The organism is Pseudomonas sp. NPDC089996 (assembly GCF_044748405.1).
In the GTDB taxonomy this organism is placed as follows: Bacteria; Pseudomonadota; Gammaproteobacteria; order Pseudomonadales; family Pseudomonadaceae; genus Aquipseudomonas.
Map to the genome: position 1 here is coordinate 29,583 of NZ_JBIVGA010000012.1, position 14,461 is coordinate 44,043.

Annotated in this window: 14 protein-coding genes; 6 read left to right on the plus strand and 8 right to left on the minus strand. The window is 64.6% G+C overall.

Annotated features, from left to right (window positions below):
• The first annotated feature begins 24 nt into the window (after window positions 1–24).
• The gene (locus tag ACIPW4_RS20255; protein WP_400660902.1) at window positions 25–357 is read left to right on the plus strand and encodes a hypothetical protein; all 333 of its coding nucleotides are present in this window, start codon (window positions 25–27) and stop codon (window positions 355–357) included.
• Window positions 358–393: 36 nt separating this feature from the next.
• On the opposite strand, the gene ACIPW4_RS20260 is transcribed toward ACIPW4_RS20255, so the two are convergent.
• Window positions 394–1,275 (minus strand): LysR family transcriptional regulator, encoded by an 882-nt coding sequence (locus ACIPW4_RS20260; RefSeq protein ID WP_400660904.1) that lies wholly within the window; start codon window positions 1,273–1,275, stop codon window positions 394–396.
• A gap of 236 nt (window positions 1,276–1,511) precedes the next feature.
• Between ACIPW4_RS20260 and argC the strand changes: the two genes are divergently transcribed.
• Window positions 1,512–2,447 (plus strand): N-acetyl-gamma-glutamyl-phosphate reductase, encoded by a 936-nt coding sequence (gene argC, locus ACIPW4_RS20265; RefSeq protein ID WP_400660906.1) that lies wholly within the window; start codon window positions 1,512–1,514, stop codon window positions 2,445–2,447.
• A gap of 73 nt (window positions 2,448–2,520) precedes the next feature.
• Entirely contained in the window at window positions 2,521–3,207 is a 687-nt protein-coding gene (locus ACIPW4_RS20270) for a GNAT family N-acetyltransferase (RefSeq protein ID WP_400660908.1), read from the plus strand.
• A 111-nt stretch (window positions 3,208–3,318) separates the two neighbouring features.
• On the opposite strand, the gene ACIPW4_RS20275 is transcribed toward ACIPW4_RS20270, so the two are convergent.
• The 5 genes from ACIPW4_RS20275 to ACIPW4_RS20295 are packed head-to-tail and all read right to left on the minus strand — an operon-like array spanning window position 3,319 to window position 7,758.
• Entirely contained in the window at window positions 3,319–4,074 is a 756-nt protein-coding gene (locus ACIPW4_RS20275; protein ID WP_400660909.1) for an ABC transporter permease, read from the minus strand.
• The gene (locus ACIPW4_RS20280; protein WP_400660911.1) at window positions 4,074–5,279 is read right to left on the minus strand and encodes an ABC transporter substrate-binding protein; all 1,206 of its coding nucleotides are present in this window, start codon (window positions 5,277–5,279) and stop codon (window positions 4,074–4,076) included. The genes ACIPW4_RS20275 and ACIPW4_RS20280 overlap by 1 nt, the downstream gene beginning before the upstream one ends.
• Complete coding sequence (locus ACIPW4_RS20285; protein ID WP_400660913.1) at window positions 5,266–6,087, minus strand: ABC transporter ATP-binding protein; 822 nt, start codon at window positions 6,085–6,087, stop codon at window positions 5,266–5,268. Before ACIPW4_RS20285 ends, ACIPW4_RS20280 begins: the two co-directional genes overlap by 14 nt.
• Entirely contained in the window at window positions 6,084–7,148 is a 1,065-nt protein-coding gene (locus ACIPW4_RS20290) for an acyl-CoA dehydrogenase family protein (protein ID WP_400660915.1), read from the minus strand. The genes ACIPW4_RS20285 and ACIPW4_RS20290 overlap by 4 nt, the downstream gene beginning before the upstream one ends.
• A 49-nt stretch (window positions 7,149–7,197) precedes the next feature.
• Window positions 7,198–7,758 (minus strand): carboxymuconolactone decarboxylase family protein, encoded by a 561-nt coding sequence (locus ACIPW4_RS20295; protein WP_400660916.1) that lies wholly within the window; start codon window positions 7,756–7,758, stop codon window positions 7,198–7,200.
• Window positions 7,759–7,862: 104 nt separating this feature from the next.
• Here ACIPW4_RS20295 and ACIPW4_RS20300 point away from each other — a divergent pair, with 104 nt between their 5' ends.
• Window positions 7,863–8,768, plus strand: a complete 906-nt coding sequence (locus tag ACIPW4_RS20300) for an AraC family transcriptional regulator (protein ID WP_400660917.1) — start codon at window positions 7,863–7,865, stop codon at window positions 8,766–8,768.
• Window positions 8,769–8,786: 18 nt separating this feature from the next.
• Here the strand turns inward: ACIPW4_RS20300 and ACIPW4_RS20305 are convergent, their stop codons facing one another.
• Window positions 8,787–9,326: an RrF2 family transcriptional regulator gene (locus ACIPW4_RS20305; protein ID WP_400660919.1), complete on the minus strand. Its 540-nt coding sequence runs from the start codon at window positions 9,324–9,326 to the stop codon at window positions 8,787–8,789.
• A gap of 117 nt (window positions 9,327–9,443) precedes the next feature.
• The gene (locus tag ACIPW4_RS20310) at window positions 9,444–10,823 is read right to left on the minus strand and encodes an NAD(P)-binding domain-containing protein (RefSeq protein WP_400660921.1); all 1,380 of its coding nucleotides are present in this window, start codon (window positions 10,821–10,823) and stop codon (window positions 9,444–9,446) included.
• Between the two features lie 461 nt (window positions 10,824–11,284).
• On the opposite strand from ACIPW4_RS20310, the gene ACIPW4_RS20315 reads away from it, so the two are divergent.
• Together ACIPW4_RS20315 and ACIPW4_RS20320 are read left to right on the plus strand one after the other, a co-directional pair.
• Window positions 11,285–12,484 (plus strand): NAD(P)/FAD-dependent oxidoreductase, encoded by a 1,200-nt coding sequence (locus ACIPW4_RS20315; protein WP_400660922.1) that lies wholly within the window; start codon window positions 11,285–11,287, stop codon window positions 12,482–12,484.
• A 234-nt stretch (window positions 12,485–12,718) separates the two neighbouring features.
• Complete coding sequence (locus ACIPW4_RS20320; protein ID WP_400660924.1) at window positions 12,719–14,344, plus strand: methyl-accepting chemotaxis protein; 1,626 nt, start codon at window positions 12,719–12,721, stop codon at window positions 14,342–14,344.
• Window positions 14,345–14,461 lie beyond the last annotated feature (117 nt).

Genomic DNA, 14,461 nt, shown 5'->3' on the forward strand with positions numbered 1-14,461 from the left:
GGGAGGTGCTGGTGGCGGTGTGCCGTGGCGGACAAACGCGTGTATGCCGCCATCACCGGCGAACGCGAAGTGCGCGGCGATCTGTCGCTGGTGTACCTACGGATCATGCGCGAACTGGCGGTACGCGCTGGCGTGGCGTTCGACCCCATTGACCCGTATGACAAGCGAACAGCACTGCCGGCGGAACTGCAGCCTATTGCCAATAAACTCCAGGCCTTTGCCCTGCGCGAGGCCTTCACGCCGCTGACCGCCGAGGAAGCGGACCTGTTGCGCCGCCGCTATATCCACCTTTCGCCCCTGGAACCGCAGTCCAAAGAGTACATCGAGCGGTTCGGGATCCCTTATGAATCTTGGTAATGCCGCAGGAAAGCGCCTTAAAACGTAGGTACCCCCCTACTGCCGCAAGCGCTCCAGCGCCTGCAGCACAAACCCGGTAGCCCGTTCCACTTCCCCTTCGCGGCAGGCAATCCCCAACTGCCGCCACAACCCCGGCCGCAGCGGCCGGCGCGCAATGCGCCGGTCCAGTTCGGCGGCATCACCTTCCTGCGGTAGCAAGGTCGCGCCATAGCCGGCCCCTACCAGGCTCTTGATCGCATCGTTGTAGTTCAGTTCGATACGCGGTTCGGGATACAAGCCCGCCGCCGCGAACCACTCGCCCGTCACCCGCGACAACTGGGTGCTGCTGTCATTGAGGATCAACGCGCGCTGCCCCAGCCAGGCCGGGGTGACCCTGGCCGGCGGCTGCCACTCGGCCGGCACGTACGCCATGATCGGGTCGCGTCGCCAGGGCGTGAGCCTGACGCCCTTGCCGGCCGCCTGCGGCAGCGCCACCAGGCCGATGTCCAGGGTGCCTTCACGCAGCCGTGCCAGGGATGCCTGGGACGTCAGCACCTGAACCTGCACGTCGATACCCGGGTGCGCCCCCCGCAAGTGCTCGAGGGCCTTGGGCAGCAGGTGGGCAATGGCACCGGTGGAGGCGCCCAGGCGTACCCGCCCGGTCAGGCCTTCCACCTGGCGGCGCACTTCGTCCAGGGCCAGGTCGGCATCGGCCAGCAGGCGGCGCGCGCGGGCCAGCAGGGTTTCGCCAATGGCCGTGGGGCGCACCTGGCTGCGGTTGCGGGTGAGCAGCGGTGCGCCGACCCGCGCCTCCAGTTCGGCCACGTGCAGGCTGATGGTCGGCGGCGCCAGGTTGAGGTGGCGGGCGGCCTCGGCGAAGGAGCCCAGGTCGGTGATGATCACCAGGGTGCGGAGGCGGTCGAGGCTGATTTCGCGCATGGTGCCAGGATCCAGTGTTGCCCGTTCTGGCCTCTTCGCGGGTAAACCCGCTCCCACAGGTGTTGCACAAACTTCAGGATCTGTGCGGTCTCTGTGGGAGCGGGTTTACCCGCGAAGAGGCCGGAACAGGCCAGAGTAGATTCAGGAAATATGAACACCATTATCACAATATTCAAATTTTCTTTATCTCGGACCCAGGCGAGCATAAGCCACCCCTCCCCTGACCGGACACGACCATGCACACCCCTGTTGTCTTCATCGACGGCGACCAAGGCACCACCGGCCTGCAGATCCACGCCCGCCTGCAAGGCCGCGACGACCTGCGCCTGCTGACCCTGCCAGAAGCCGAGCGCAAGGACCCACGGCGCCGTCGCGAAGCGATCAACAGCGCCGACATTGCCCTGCTGTGCCTGCCCGACGACGCCGCCCGCGACGCCGTGGCGGCCATCGAAAACCCGGCCGTGCGGGTGATTGACGCCAGCTCCGCGCACCGCACTACGCCAGGCTGGGTCTACGGCCTGCCGGAACTGGACGAAGGCCAGGCCGAGCGCATTGCCCAGGCCACCCGCGTGAGCAACCCCGGCTGCTACCCCACTGGCGCCATCGCGCTGCTGCGTCCGCTGGTCAAGGCTGGCCTGCTGCCGGCCGACTACCCAATCAGTGTCCACGCCATTTCCGGTTACTCCGGCGGCGGCCGCGCGGCAGTCGAAAAACATGAATCCCCAGGCGCCGGGCACACCCCCACCCTGCAGCTGTATGGCCTGGAACTGGCGCACAAGCATGTGCCGGAAATCCAGCTGCACGCCGGCCTGTCGGCCCGGCCGATGTTCCTGCCGGGCTACGCGGCCTACCGCCAGGGCATCGTCCTGAGCATCCCGTTACAACTGCGCCTGCTGCCCGGCCAGCCCGGTGCCGAACAGTTGCAGTCGTGCCTGGAGCAACATTACCAGGGCGCCCGCCACGTGCAGGTGATGCCGCTGCACCAGCAGGGCCCGGCCGCCCCGCTGGACCCGCAGGCGCTGAATGACAGCAACGACCTGCGCTTGGCGCTGTACGCCAACCCCGAGCATGACCAGGTGGTACTGACCGCAGTGTTCGACAACCTCGGCAAGGGGGCCTCGGGCGCTGCAGTGCAGAACCTCGACCTGATGCTCGCCGCGATGCGCGGCTAAAAAGGGTTTAGACTGTGCACCCCGCGCCAACCCGGCGCGGGGTGAGCCAACCGCAGCTGGAGCCCGTCCGCCGATGTTCATCCTGAGCCGCCTCGACAGCGTGCCGCCCGAATCCTTCCAGAACCAGATCCGCGAGCTGGTAATCCACAACGTCGGCGACCTGAGCAGCGTCGCCATTCGTGCGGAAAACCCGCTGTATCCGCTGTACCAGTACGGTGTCGGCATGGAGGTGCACCAGTACCTGCAAGCCATGGACGGCACCCGTGGCCTGGCCGTGCAGCTGACCTTGGCCCTGGATGCCGACGCACCGGACCAGTTGCTCGGTTTCGCCCTGACCTTGCCGGCACAGGACAACCCCCAGGCATGCGCCCTGGCGTTTCTGGCCGTGGCGCCCGGCCAGCGTCGCCAGGGCATTGCCCGCGCCCTGCTGGGTGACACGCAGGCGCGCTATGCCAGCGTCGAGCTCAATGCCTTTGCCAACCAGGTGCCCTGGTTCGAGAACATGGGCATGCAGGTGGTTGCCGCCAGCGGGCCGCAGGTGCTGATGAGCAGCACTGGCCAGGCGAGCGGCGCGCTGATCGGCCGGCTGGACATTGCGCCGATCTACCAGACGGCCGAGGTGCTGCAGATTCATACCTACCTGCTCAATCAGCAGGGTGAAGATGCGATGCTCGATGCCGAGCAGCAGCGCGATGAGTGGCTGGATGAGTTGACGGTGCAAGCCAGGGAATGTGTACGGCAGCGCAAATCAGTGCATTGATCCGACGGCCTCTTCGCGGGCACGCCCGCTCCCACAGGTACTGCACAGGCCTGGAAATTTGCGCGATCCCTGTGGGAGCGGGCTTGCCCGCGAAGAAGCAAAACTAGCCAGTCAGGCATGCACCCAGCGCCGATGCAGCCCACGGGCCATCGCATCGAGCACATACCCCAGCACCCCGATCAGCAGCACCATCGCCATCAGCTCCGAATAGGCCAGGCGATCACGGGTATCGAGAATGAAATACCCAAGCCCCGCACTGACCCCGAGCATCTCGCACGGCACCAGCACGATCCACAGGATGCCGATGGCCAGACGCACGCCGGTCAGCACATGGCCGATCACCCCGGGGATGATCACCTTGCACAGGGTTTCCCAGCGCGTGGCACTCAGGCTGCGGCCAAGCTGCAGCCAGCGCGGATCGAGCTGGCGCACGCCGGCAGCAGTGTTGAGCAGGATCGGCCACAATGCGGCAAAGGCCAGCAGGAAGTAGATCGGCTGATCCCCTACGCCCATCAGCATCACCACCACCGGCATCCACGACAGCGGCGAGATCATCCGCAGGAACTGGAACGCCGGTGTGGTCGCCGCCTCCAGATGCCGGTAGCTGCCGACCAGCAGCCCCAGCGGCACGCCGATCAGCAGGGCGAGCAACAAACCGACCAGGATGCGTTTGAGGCTGACCCAGGCATGCCCGTAGACCTCGCCCTGGCCGAGCAATTCGACCAGGCTGGCCAGGGTCGCCTGGGGCGAGAAGCGCGCCGATAGGCCATCGGCCTCGCCGAACAGCTGCACACCCGCCCACCACAACAGCAGCAACCCCAGCAAGCCGGCCAGACCGAGGCCTGCATGTACGACGTGCTTGCGCATCAGACCGCAAACTCCTCGCTACGCTGGAAGTTCTCGGCAATGCCGAACACCGAAGGGCCGCCAACGGCGGCAATGGCGTTGCGCACGAAACGGTCGTCGACCAGGTCGCGCGCGGTCTGCGCCGGGTCCAGGCCAGCGAGGAAGCCGCTTTCGCCTTCGATCAGCGTGTGCTTGAGGCGCTTGACCAGTTCCTCGGTGTAGCTGGGGTACGGGTAGGGCTGGAAGTCGATGCGCTGCTCGTCCCACTGCTGGTGCTGGATGGCGCCACTGGCGATGTAGCCGGCACGGTCTTCGGCAGCCGGCGCCAGCACCTTGGTCAGCACCGCCGGTTCATGCGGGGTGTACTTGTTGGGGCCCGACTTGGACAGCAGCGCCGCCGCTTCGGCGCGGTGGTCGCGGGTCCATTGCTGGGCCTTGACGATGGCGTTGACCACCTTCTGCGACCACTCCGGGCGGTTGTTGAGGTCGTGCTCGTGCATGAACACCACGCAGCAGGCGTGGTTGCGCCAGACATCGCCGGTAAAGCGATGCACGCGACCAACCTTGAGGTTCTCGGCCAAGGCGTTGAACGGTTCGGCGACGATGTAGCCGGCGATGCGCTTGCTGGCCAGGGCCGGCGGCATGTCCGACGGCGGCAGCACCAGCAGGTTGACTTCGTTGGCCGCCAGTTGGGCATTGGCGGGTTTGGACACCGGGGTCAGGCCGTTATCGCCGAGCATCTGCTGCAGCACCACGTTGTGGATCGAATACCAGAACGGGATGGCCACGGTCTTGCCGCCCAGTTGCTTCATGTCGGTGATGTCCGGTGCCACGGTCAGGCCCGAGCCGCCCACATGGTTCCAGGCCACGACCTTGGCCGGTACCTTGCTGGCGTAACGGGCCCACACGGTCATCGGCGACAGCAGGTGAATGACGTTGACCTGGCCAGAGATGAACGCCTCGATCACCTGCGCCCAGCTGCGCAGCAGCACCGGGCGCTCGGCCTTGATGCCTTCGGCCTCGAACAGGCCGTTGTTGTGCGCCACCAGCAGCGGCGTGGCGTCGGTGATTGGCAGGTAGCCGATGCGCACCGGTGCGTCGGGTTCGGCGGCAGCGCGGGCCTGCAGGCTGGACAGCAACGGCACGGCCCCGGCGGCGGTGAGCATGGCACTGAGTTTGAGGAAATCACGACGCGAAGTGGAGGAACAGCAGTCATCCATGCACATGTGCAGGCTCCGAAGGCAACGAGGTAGGTGATGGTGCAGCGGTGCGGCTGGCCCGCCGAAGGGTTTTGAGGATGTCGATACGCAGCGCCCCCAGTTCCTCGACCCGCTGAGTACGCGGTTGTGGCAGGTCGATGCGCCATTGGCCGAGGATGTGCGCCGGGTGGTCGCCCAGCAGCAGTACCCGGTCGGACAACAACAAGGCTTCGTCGATGTCGTGGGTAATCAGCACGGCTGCGGTGTTATGGGTGGCGATCAGTTGCAGCAGCAATTGCTGCATGTCGGCACGGGTCACTTCGTCGAGCGCACCGAACGGCTCGTCGAGCAGCAGCACTTCCGGCTGGCGGGCCAGGCAGCGGGCCAGCGCGGTGCGCTGGGCCATGCCGCCGGACAACTGCGCCGGGTACTGGTTGCGCGCATGCTCCAGGCCCACCGCATGGATGGCATGGTCGATGCGCGCACGGCGCTCGGCGGCGGCCAGCTTGGGTTGACGGGCGAAATCCAGGCCGAAGGCGACGTTCTTTTCCAGGCTCAGCCAGGGCAGCAGGCTCGGGTCCTGGAAGGCCACGGCCAGGCGCGGGTGCGGCCCCTGCAGCGGTTCGCCGTGCAGGGCCACGCTGCCGCCGCGCGGCTGCTGCAGCCCGGCCAGCACCCGCAGCAGGCTGGACTTGCCTACACCACTGGGGCCCAGGATGGTCACCACCTCCCCTGGCGCCAGCGCCAGGTCGAAGCGCGCCAGCACCTCCTGCCAGCCGCCCTCGCGGGGGTAGCCCAGGCTGATCTCGCGGGCTTCGAGTAACGCTTGGCTCATGCGCTGGCGGCCTGGCGATGCAGCTCGGCGCGCAGCTGCACCAGGCTTGGGGTGACGATCGGCACGAACGCCGATTCGCGCCAGCGGCGGGCAAAACCGGCACCGAACTCATCCAGGTAAGCTTTGCCACCGCTGGCCTGCAGTTCCAGCTGCACCGCATCGGCAGCACTTTCGGCAAGGGTGATGCGCAGCTTGAACAGCGCCGCCGGCTGGCCCAGGAAGCGCCCTTCGAGCAGGCCTTGCTTGAGCTCGGCCACGGTGTTTTCCAGGCGTTCCTTGAGTACCTGACGGTGTTCTTCGAGGAACGACAGGCGCCCGTGCAGGTGTTCGTGTACTTCGTGCAGCGACCGCCGCGCCAGGCCGATGGCCATGCCGCACTGCAGGGCAAGAAACGCCGGGCGTACCTTGGGCAGGAACTCGCGGGCGTTTTCGTGCAGCAGCCAGTCGCGGCTCAGCTCGACCTGGTGAAACGCCAGCGCTGCCGTGTTGCTCGATTGCAGGCCCATCAGTTCAAGGTCGTCAGAGCGCTCCAGGCCCTGGCTGTCGGAGGGTATGGCCATCACGAAAGGCGAACCGCCGGCGTCGTCCTCGATGGCCGCCGCCACCACGAAGCCGCTCTTGCGCAGGTTGGTCACCCAGTGCAGGCGGCCTTCCAGCGTCCAGCCCGCCGCCTGCGGGCGACCACGTACCTGCAGCGCCTCGATGCCGGAGAGGAACTTCATGGCATTGGACAACCCGGTTGCACCGGCCAGCTCGCCCGTCAGCAGGCTGGGCAGCAGACGCTCGCGCAGGGCCTGGTTGGGGCTTTGCAGCAGGTATTCGATGAAGGCGCGCTGGCCCCAGCAGACAAAGGCTGCGGCCAGTGAACGGCTGGCGATGGCGGCGATGGCTTCGACCGCATGGGTCACCGCGCCGCCGCTGCCGCCCAGTGCCGGGTCGACGCCGATACGCAGCAGTTGCGATTCGGCGATGTGCGCCAGCACCAGTTGCGGGTCGCACTGGCCCTGGTCGATTGCCTCGGCGTTGGCATCCAGCCATTGACGAAATGCAGCATCAAGCATGTCCCTACTCCTTTTGAAATCGCAGGCGCGACCAGCGCCAGGCGCACGATTACGCGGTTGGCTGCCAGCGGTACTTGCTCAGCTCGTCGTTGAGCGGCGTCTGGGCGAACACATTAGCAAAGTTGCACAGGGTTGCGAGACTCACACCGAGAATCACTTCCAGGGCGTTGCCTTCGGTGAAACCGGCTTCGCGGAAAGCGTGGTAAGTGGTGTCACTGACATTGCCACGGGTGGCAATGACTTCACGGGCGAATTCGGCCAGGGTCTCGTAGCGGGCATCCGGCAGTTCACCACGGGCACGCAGGGCGTCGACTACCTCGGTGGGCAGCTTGGCTTTGTTCAGAGCCACGGCGGTATGGCCGGCGACGCAGAAGTCACAACCGTGTTTGGTAGCGGCAATCAGTTGCACCACTTCACGCTCGGCCAGGGTCAGCTCGGATTTGCCGTTCAGGGCCGACACTGTAACGTAGGTTTCCAGCGCCGCCGGGGCATTGGCCAGCACGCCAAGCAGGTTGGGTATGAAGCCGGAGTTCTTCTGGGCGTTTTCAAGGAATGGGCGGGCCGCTTCCGGGGCGCTCTGCAGAGTGTGTAAAGTAATGCGCGAGGTCATGGAGTGGTCTCCTTTTTGCTGTGTGTCTCTACAGTCTGTTGGTTATAAGAATTACCCTCCATATTCATCGGTCGCCTTTCCTTGCTCCTGAGTCTTTGCATTAGATGATTTCATCCAGCCATCTCGTCGATTGGTTATTAGAGAGCCTCGAGCTCGATGCCAGCCTGTTTCATGTCGGCCGCTACTGCGGCGGCTGGCATGCCAGCACTCAGGGCATGGGCCGGGCCAGCTTCCACCTGGTGGTGCAGGGCCGCTGCTGGTTGCACATCGACGGGCAGGCCGAAGCCATACGCCTGGAGACTGGGGATGCCGTATTCCTGCTGCGCGATCTGGCTTATCGGTTGTCCAGCGAACAGGACCCGATTGCCGCCTGCGCCCAGCCACGCCAGCAGATGCAGGCGCTGGACGCAACGGCGAGCGAAGGCGTGGGCCTGGTATGCGGGTTCTTCGATTTCCGTGCCGGGTTGTCGGCACTGATCGTCGAGGGGCTGGCCGAGTGGATCGTGGTGCCCGCCGACGAGCCGGACGGGCAGGCGGCGCAGGCGTTGTTCCGGCTGATTCTGCAGGAGTGTCAGCGTTCACCCTCGCAAACGCTGCTGGAGCGCCTGACGCATCTGCTGTTCCTGTATGTGCTGCGCCAGCAGGTGCACACCGGGCAGCCGCTTGGCGGCCTGGTCGCCCTCGCCCGCCAGCCGGCATTTGCCGGTTTGCTGGGGCAGTTGATCGAACAGCCCGGGCAGGCCTGGACGCTGGAAAGCATGGCGGCCTGCACCGGGTTGTCGCGCTCGGCGTTTTTCAAGCGGTTCAATGAGCTGGCCGGGCAGTCACCGGGGCAGGTGCTGCTGGCCTTGCGCATGCGCCATGCCTGCCGGTTGTTGCAGGCAGGCAATACCGTGGAGCAGGTGGGTGTGCAGGCCGGGTATCAGTCGGTGGCGGCGTTTACCCGGGCGTTTGCCAAGGCCATGGGGGTGCAGCCAGGGGCCTATCGGCGGCAGCACGAACAGCGCTGACCTGCACTGGCGGTAGATTCAGACCTGGCTGACCGGGATGTCCCCCGCCCCCTTGCCCTCACGCCGCTCGCACATCCAGTCATTGACTTGCTGCCCGAATTCGGCCGGCGCCTTTCGCCCAAACCGCCGCGCCAGATCCAGAATGGTCTGCTGCGCCAGGGCGTCCTCCATGCGCTTCTGCGCCCCCTGCATCACGGCATGGATCGCGCAGGTGCCCTCGGTCGCCCAGCCCGGCGCTGAACCTTCGAACAAGGTGCAGCGCTCGCGAATCTCGCGGCAATCGAAGATTTTCTTCGGCCCGTCGATGGCATTGACGATATCCAGCACGGTGATCTCGTCCGAAGGCCGGGCCAGGCGGAAGCCACCGCGTACACCTTCGGTGGCAACCACCAGCTTGGCGCGCGCCAGTTTGGTGAACACCTTGGCCAGGTATTCCTGGGGCACGCCTTGCAACTCCGCAAGATCGCGCACGCTGGACTCGCGCGTATCGCCGCGCTCGTCCACGAGATAGAGCAGGCAATGGATGCCATATTCGACGCCAGCACTGTAGAGCGACATGTGAATCTCCGACCAACTTTGTCGCAAATCATACGCGGGTAGCGCCAGCACCGCAAAGCAGTCTTGTGCGTTGAAGCGCTGTATCGCCAGCCGCGCCGAGGTGCAAAAGGCTAGTATCTAGCCGCGCAGAGCCTTCACTTCGCCTTTCTTGCCGTCCGTCTCGCGCAAGTATTCCTGCAGCGAGTCGTCCATCGCCTGCAACCAGCGGGTATGGTGGGGCACCGCTTTGGTACCGGTGAGCACCGAGCAATACGATTTGTCCCGGTAGCCCATGATGTCGTGCTTCTTGTCATGCTTCCATTGCAGGAAGATACGGTTGACTGCATCGATATCGAAGCGAGGGTAATCGGTCTGTTCGATCAGGTGCTTGATGTATCGGCCCTGGAACTCATACATCGAGGCCGTGGTTTGCAGGCCCTCTTCGTCCTCGCGCCAGCACGTGCTGTCGGCTTGCATGGCCGCCCTGGACGGTAGTTCGATGCGGCCCAGCATGTAGTCGCGGGCAAACCATGCCTGTGCGTCGAACAGGTTGAAGCTGTACCAGAGGTCCTGCATGCCCAGGTAGAGCAATTGCGGGTTCTGTTCCCATACCACGCCCTGGTACAAGCCGGCAGGCCAGAGCCGGTTGTTGGTCTTGAGGGTCAGCTCATCCGGCAGGAACGGGAAGTGATGCTGGTAGCCCGTGCACAGGATGATCGCATCCACGCGCTTGCTCGAGCCGTCTGCGAAGAAGGCCAGGTCGTTCTCGACCCGCAGCAGTTGCGGGCGCTCTTCCCACCCCTTGGGCCATTTGTAGCCCATCGGCTGAGTACGGTAGGCGGTGGTGATCGAACGCGCGCCGTACTTGTAGCATTGCGAACCGATGTCTTCGGCGGAGTAGCTGCTGCCGACAATGAGCAGATCCTGGCCCTTGAATTCCATCGCTTCGCGGAAATCGTGGGCGTGCAGGATACGCCCGGTGAAACGCTCGAAGCCTTCGAATTCTGGCACGTGCGGGGTGGAGAAATGCCCGCTGGCCACCACTACGTAGTCGAATACCTGCTCGATACTTTGCCCTGTGCCGTAGTCATGAGCGCTTACGGTGAACGTGCGTGCGTGTTCATCGAAGCTGACGTTCTTGACCACGGTATTGAAGCGAATGAACCCGCGCACTCCGGCCTTCTTCACGCGCCCTTGAATGTAGTCCCACAGCACCTCGCGCGGAGGGTACGAGGAGATCGGCCGCCCGAAGTGTTCATCGAAGCTGTAGTCGGCGAACTCCAGGCACTCCTTGGGGCCGTTGGACCACAGGTAGCGATACATGCTGCCGTGCACCGGCTCGCCATGCTGGTCAAGGCCGGTGCGCCAGGTGTAGTTCCACATACCGCCCCAGTCGGCTTGCTTCTCGAAGCAGACGACTTCCGGCATGGGAGCGCCCTGGGCATGGGCGGACTGAAACGCACGCAGTTGCGCAAGGCCGGACGGGCCGGCACCGATAATAGCTACACGAAGAGTCATAGTGATTCCTGAACTGTTGAACGCTGAAAAAATGCAAAGGCTCCCCAACCCCGAACGGCAAAAGGCCGGGGGTGACGGGATTCAGGCGTTACGGTGCAGGTGGAGGAACGGGGCGTTTGCGCATCTGGCTGAGCAGGATGTTGGCGGGTGGAATCGACAACACGTGAAACAGGCTGGAAAGCGGGGAGAGGATCATGGGGGTGGGCCCGTATCCATCCGCACAGGGCGCGGAATGGGGGCCTGAGGGGCGCAAGATACGTGTGTTCTCGTACATGGGGGCTGCAATGGCCTCTTTTCTTTGTGGTTTCCTTTTTATCTATAACGGATGGGGATGGCGATATCAAGGTTTGGCGTCCGCGTATCGGAATCGCTTGCACAGATAAACTACGACAACTATAGTCGCAGTTATTGAAGCAATACGACTCACGGGGCAAGTCCCCCTTTTCCAGCGGAGCATCTGCATGAAATCGAACATCCTGATCATCGGTGCCGGCTTTGCCGGTGTCTGGAGCGCCCTGAGCGCCGCCCGCCTGCTCGACCAGGCCCAGCGCGACGACCTGAGCATCAGCGTGCTCGCCCCGCAAGCGGAACTGCGTATCCGCCCGCGCTTCTACGAGGCCAAGGCGCATACCCTCAAGGCGCACGTGGGTGAACTGTTCGAGGCCGTGGGGGTGCGCTTCATCACCGGCAACGCAGAGGCCATCGACGCCGACGCGCGCAGCGTCAGTTACACCGACAGCCATGGCCAGCGCCAGCAGATCGGCTATGACCGCCTGATCCTCGCCGCCGGCAGCCAGGTGGCACGCCCAGCGGTTCCGGGCCTTGCCGAGCACACCTTCGATGTCGACCAGATGGAATCAGCCGTGCGTCTGGAGCAGCATCTGGAGGCGCTGGCCGCCCTGCCCGCTTCGCCTGCACGCAATACCGTGGTGGTCTGTGGCGGTGGTTTCACCGGTATCGAAACCGCCACCGAAATGCCCGCCCGGTTACGTGCAATCCTCGGTAACGCCGATGTGCGGGTAGTGCTGGTGGACCGTGGCGTCAGCATTGGCGCGGCACTGGGCGCGGGCATCAAGCCGTCGATCGTCGCTGCCTCGCAACTGGCCGGCGTCGAATGGTTGACCGGCACCTCGGTGGTGGCGGTGGACGCAGGTGGTGTCACCCTCGACAACGGCGATTACATCGCCAGCAAGACCGTGATCTGGACCGTCGGCGTCAAGGCCAGCCCGCTGACCGCGCAAGTGGCAGGCGAACGTGACACCTTCGGCCGCCTCAAGGTCGACGACCACCTCAAAGTGATCGGCCAGACGCACATCTACGCCACCGGCGACACCGCCTGGGCCGCCGTCGACGAACTGGGCAACCATGCCCTGATGACCTGCCAGCACGCCATCCCCATGGGCCGCCACTCGGGCAACAACGCCATGGCCGACCTGCTCGGCATCACGCCCGTGATCTATCGCCAGCCCAAATACGTCACCTGCCTGGACCTGGGCGAATGGGGCGCGGCGTACAGCGAAGGCTGGGAGCGCGAGCTGAAGCTTGAAGGTCAGGAAGGCAAGAACCTCAAACGCCAGATCAACTCGGTGTGGATCTACCCACCCGCAGCTGACAAGGCCCTTGCACTGGCAGCGGCCGACCCGGCGATCGCCATCGTTTGACCACAAGATCCTGACAGATCCGTCAGCAAATGACGGATTTGTCAGGATATGTCGTTACATTGAATGGCTGGTCAATATTAATGGCCATATGGCATCATTCAAATCAAAAAAATATTCAAGAGGGTGAGGCACACACTTTAATCCGCAGCGCATCGAGAGCCTGGCGCCAACCCCGGTGACCCGGCCATCCGACCATGCTCTTGACGCCTGCACGCCAACGTCAAGGAGCATTCCATGCAGTTACGGAATATGAAGATCGGCACCCGCGCTATCAGCGTGTTCGCCCTGTTGGGCGTTCTGGTCCTGGCCATGGGCCTACTCGCACTCTATGAAACCCGGCAGATGGACAAGGCCACGGATGAAATCCGTGTCACCTGGATGCCCGCCGTGGTCGCCCTCAGTGAAATCAGTACCAACCTCGGCCGCGCCCGCGCCGTCACCCTGCGCGCCGCGCTGGACGACTCCCCCGCCGAACGCATGCGCAACATCGACATGCTCAAAGGCATCAACGAGCAGCTCAAAGGTGGCCTGAAGGACTACGAGGACACCATCATTGCCGCCGATGACCGCGCCCTGTTCAACGCCTTCAACAGCGCCCACCAGCAGTACCTCGACCTGCAGGCGCGCGTGCTGCAGAACATCGGCTCTGGCCGCATGGACGAGGCCAAGCAGCAGATCAGCGGCCCGCTGACCCAATACGCCGACGGCATGATGAAGGCCATGGCCGCACTCATCGCCTACAACGGCAAAGGCGCCGAGGATGCCTCGCAGCGCAGCAGCGATGTGGCCGACGAGGCCTTCACCGCCGTGATCGGATCGCTGCTGGTGATCATGCTCGCCCTGGCCGCCATTGCCACCCTGCTTACCCGCAGCATCGTGGTGCCACTGGCCGATGCGGTTGCCGTGGCCGAGCGTGTGGCCACCGGCGACCTGACCCAGGACATCCGCGTGGTCGGCCACGACGAACCGGCCCTGCTGCTGCGCGCCCTGAGCCGCATGCAGCAGAGCCTGCGCGACACCATCCGCAAGATTGCTGCCTCTTCCGACCAACTGGCCTCGGCCTCGGAAGAGCTGCACACCGTCACCGAAGACACCAGCCGCGGCCTGCACCAGCAGAGCGCGGAAATCGACCAGGCGGCGACCGCCGTCAACCAGATGACCGCCGCCGTGGAAGAAGTGGCGAACAACGCGGTGAGCACGGCCGATGCCTCGAAAGGCGCCGACCAGAACACCCGTGACGGCCGCGATCAGGTCAATCAGGCCCTGGCTTCCATCGAGCATCTGGTCAATGATGTGACGGGCACCTCTGCCGAGATCGAACAGCTGGCCAGCAACGCCAACGAGATCAGCCGCGTGCTGGATGTGATCGGGGCGATTGCCGGGCAGACCAACCTGCTGGCGCTGAACGCGGCGATCGAAGCGGCGCGTGCGGGTGAGGCAGGCCGTGGCTTTGCCGTGGTAGCCGATGAGGTGCGCGCCCTCGCCCACCGTACCCAGCAGTCGACGGCGGAGATCGAGCAGATGATCGCCGGCATCCAGAACGGTACCGAACGGGCGGTGTCGGCCATGCACAGCAGTCGCGGGCGGGCCAACGGCACGCTGGAAGTGGCGCAGGGTGCGGGTCAGGCGCTTGAGGTGATTGCCGAGGCGATCGCTTCGATCAACCAGCGCAACCTGGTGATCGCCAGTGCCTCCGAGGAGCAGGCGCAGGTGGCGCGGGAGGTGGATCGCAACCTGGTGAACATTCGTGACCTGGCGATGCAGACATCGGCGGGGGCGAACCAGACCAGTGCGGCGGCGCAGGACCTGTCTCGCCTTGCCGTGGACCTGAATGGCATGGTGGCGCAGTTCAAGGTCTGATCTGAAACAGTTGGGGGCTGCTCTGCAGCCCTTTCGCGACACAAGGCCGCTCCTACAGGTACCGCGCAACATCGGAAACTGCGCGGCACCTGTAGGAGCGGCCTTGTGTCGCGAAAG

What these genes read in the sequence shown, in the direction of transcription:
- argC (WP_400660906.1), top strand. Translation starts at nt 1,512, where the DNA reads ATGCACACCCCTGTTGTCTTCATCGACGGCGACCAAGGCACCACCGGC.
- ACIPW4_RS20290 (WP_400660915.1), bottom strand. Translation starts at nt 7,148, where the DNA reads ATGCTTGATGCTGCATTTCGTCAATGGCTGGATGCCAACGCCGAGGCA.
- ACIPW4_RS20285 (WP_400660913.1), bottom strand. Translation starts at nt 6,087, where the DNA reads ATGAGCCAAGCGTTACTCGAAGCCCGCGAGATCAGCCTGGGCTACCCC.
- ACIPW4_RS20315 (WP_400660922.1), top strand. Translation starts at nt 11,285, where the DNA reads ATGAAATCGAACATCCTGATCATCGGTGCCGGCTTTGCCGGTGTCTGG.
- ACIPW4_RS20275 (WP_400660909.1), bottom strand. Translation starts at nt 4,074, where the DNA reads ATGCGCAAGCACGTCGTACATGCAGGCCTCGGTCTGGCCGGCTTGCTG.
- ACIPW4_RS20320 (WP_400660924.1), top strand. Translation starts at nt 12,719, where the DNA reads ATGCAGTTACGGAATATGAAGATCGGCACCCGCGCTATCAGCGTGTTC.
- ACIPW4_RS20260 (WP_400660904.1), bottom strand. Translation starts at nt 1,275, where the DNA reads ATGCGCGAAATCAGCCTCGACCGCCTCCGCACCCTGGTGATCATCACC.
- ACIPW4_RS20280 (WP_400660911.1), bottom strand. Translation starts at nt 5,279, where the DNA reads ATGTGCATGGATGACTGCTGTTCCTCCACTTCGCGTCGTGATTTCCTC.
- ACIPW4_RS20295 (WP_400660916.1), bottom strand. Translation starts at nt 7,758, where the DNA reads ATGACCTCGCGCATTACTTTACACACTCTGCAGAGCGCCCCGGAAGCG.
- ACIPW4_RS20310 (WP_400660921.1), bottom strand. Translation starts at nt 10,823, where the DNA reads ATGACTCTTCGTGTAGCTATTATCGGTGCCGGCCCGTCCGGCCTTGCG.
- ACIPW4_RS20300 (WP_400660917.1), top strand. Translation starts at nt 7,863, where the DNA reads ATGATTTCATCCAGCCATCTCGTCGATTGGTTATTAGAGAGCCTCGAG.
- ACIPW4_RS20305 (WP_400660919.1), bottom strand. Translation starts at nt 9,326, where the DNA reads ATGTCGCTCTACAGTGCTGGCGTCGAATATGGCATCCATTGCCTGCTC.
- ACIPW4_RS20270 (WP_400660908.1), top strand. Translation starts at nt 2,521, where the DNA reads ATGTTCATCCTGAGCCGCCTCGACAGCGTGCCGCCCGAATCCTTCCAG.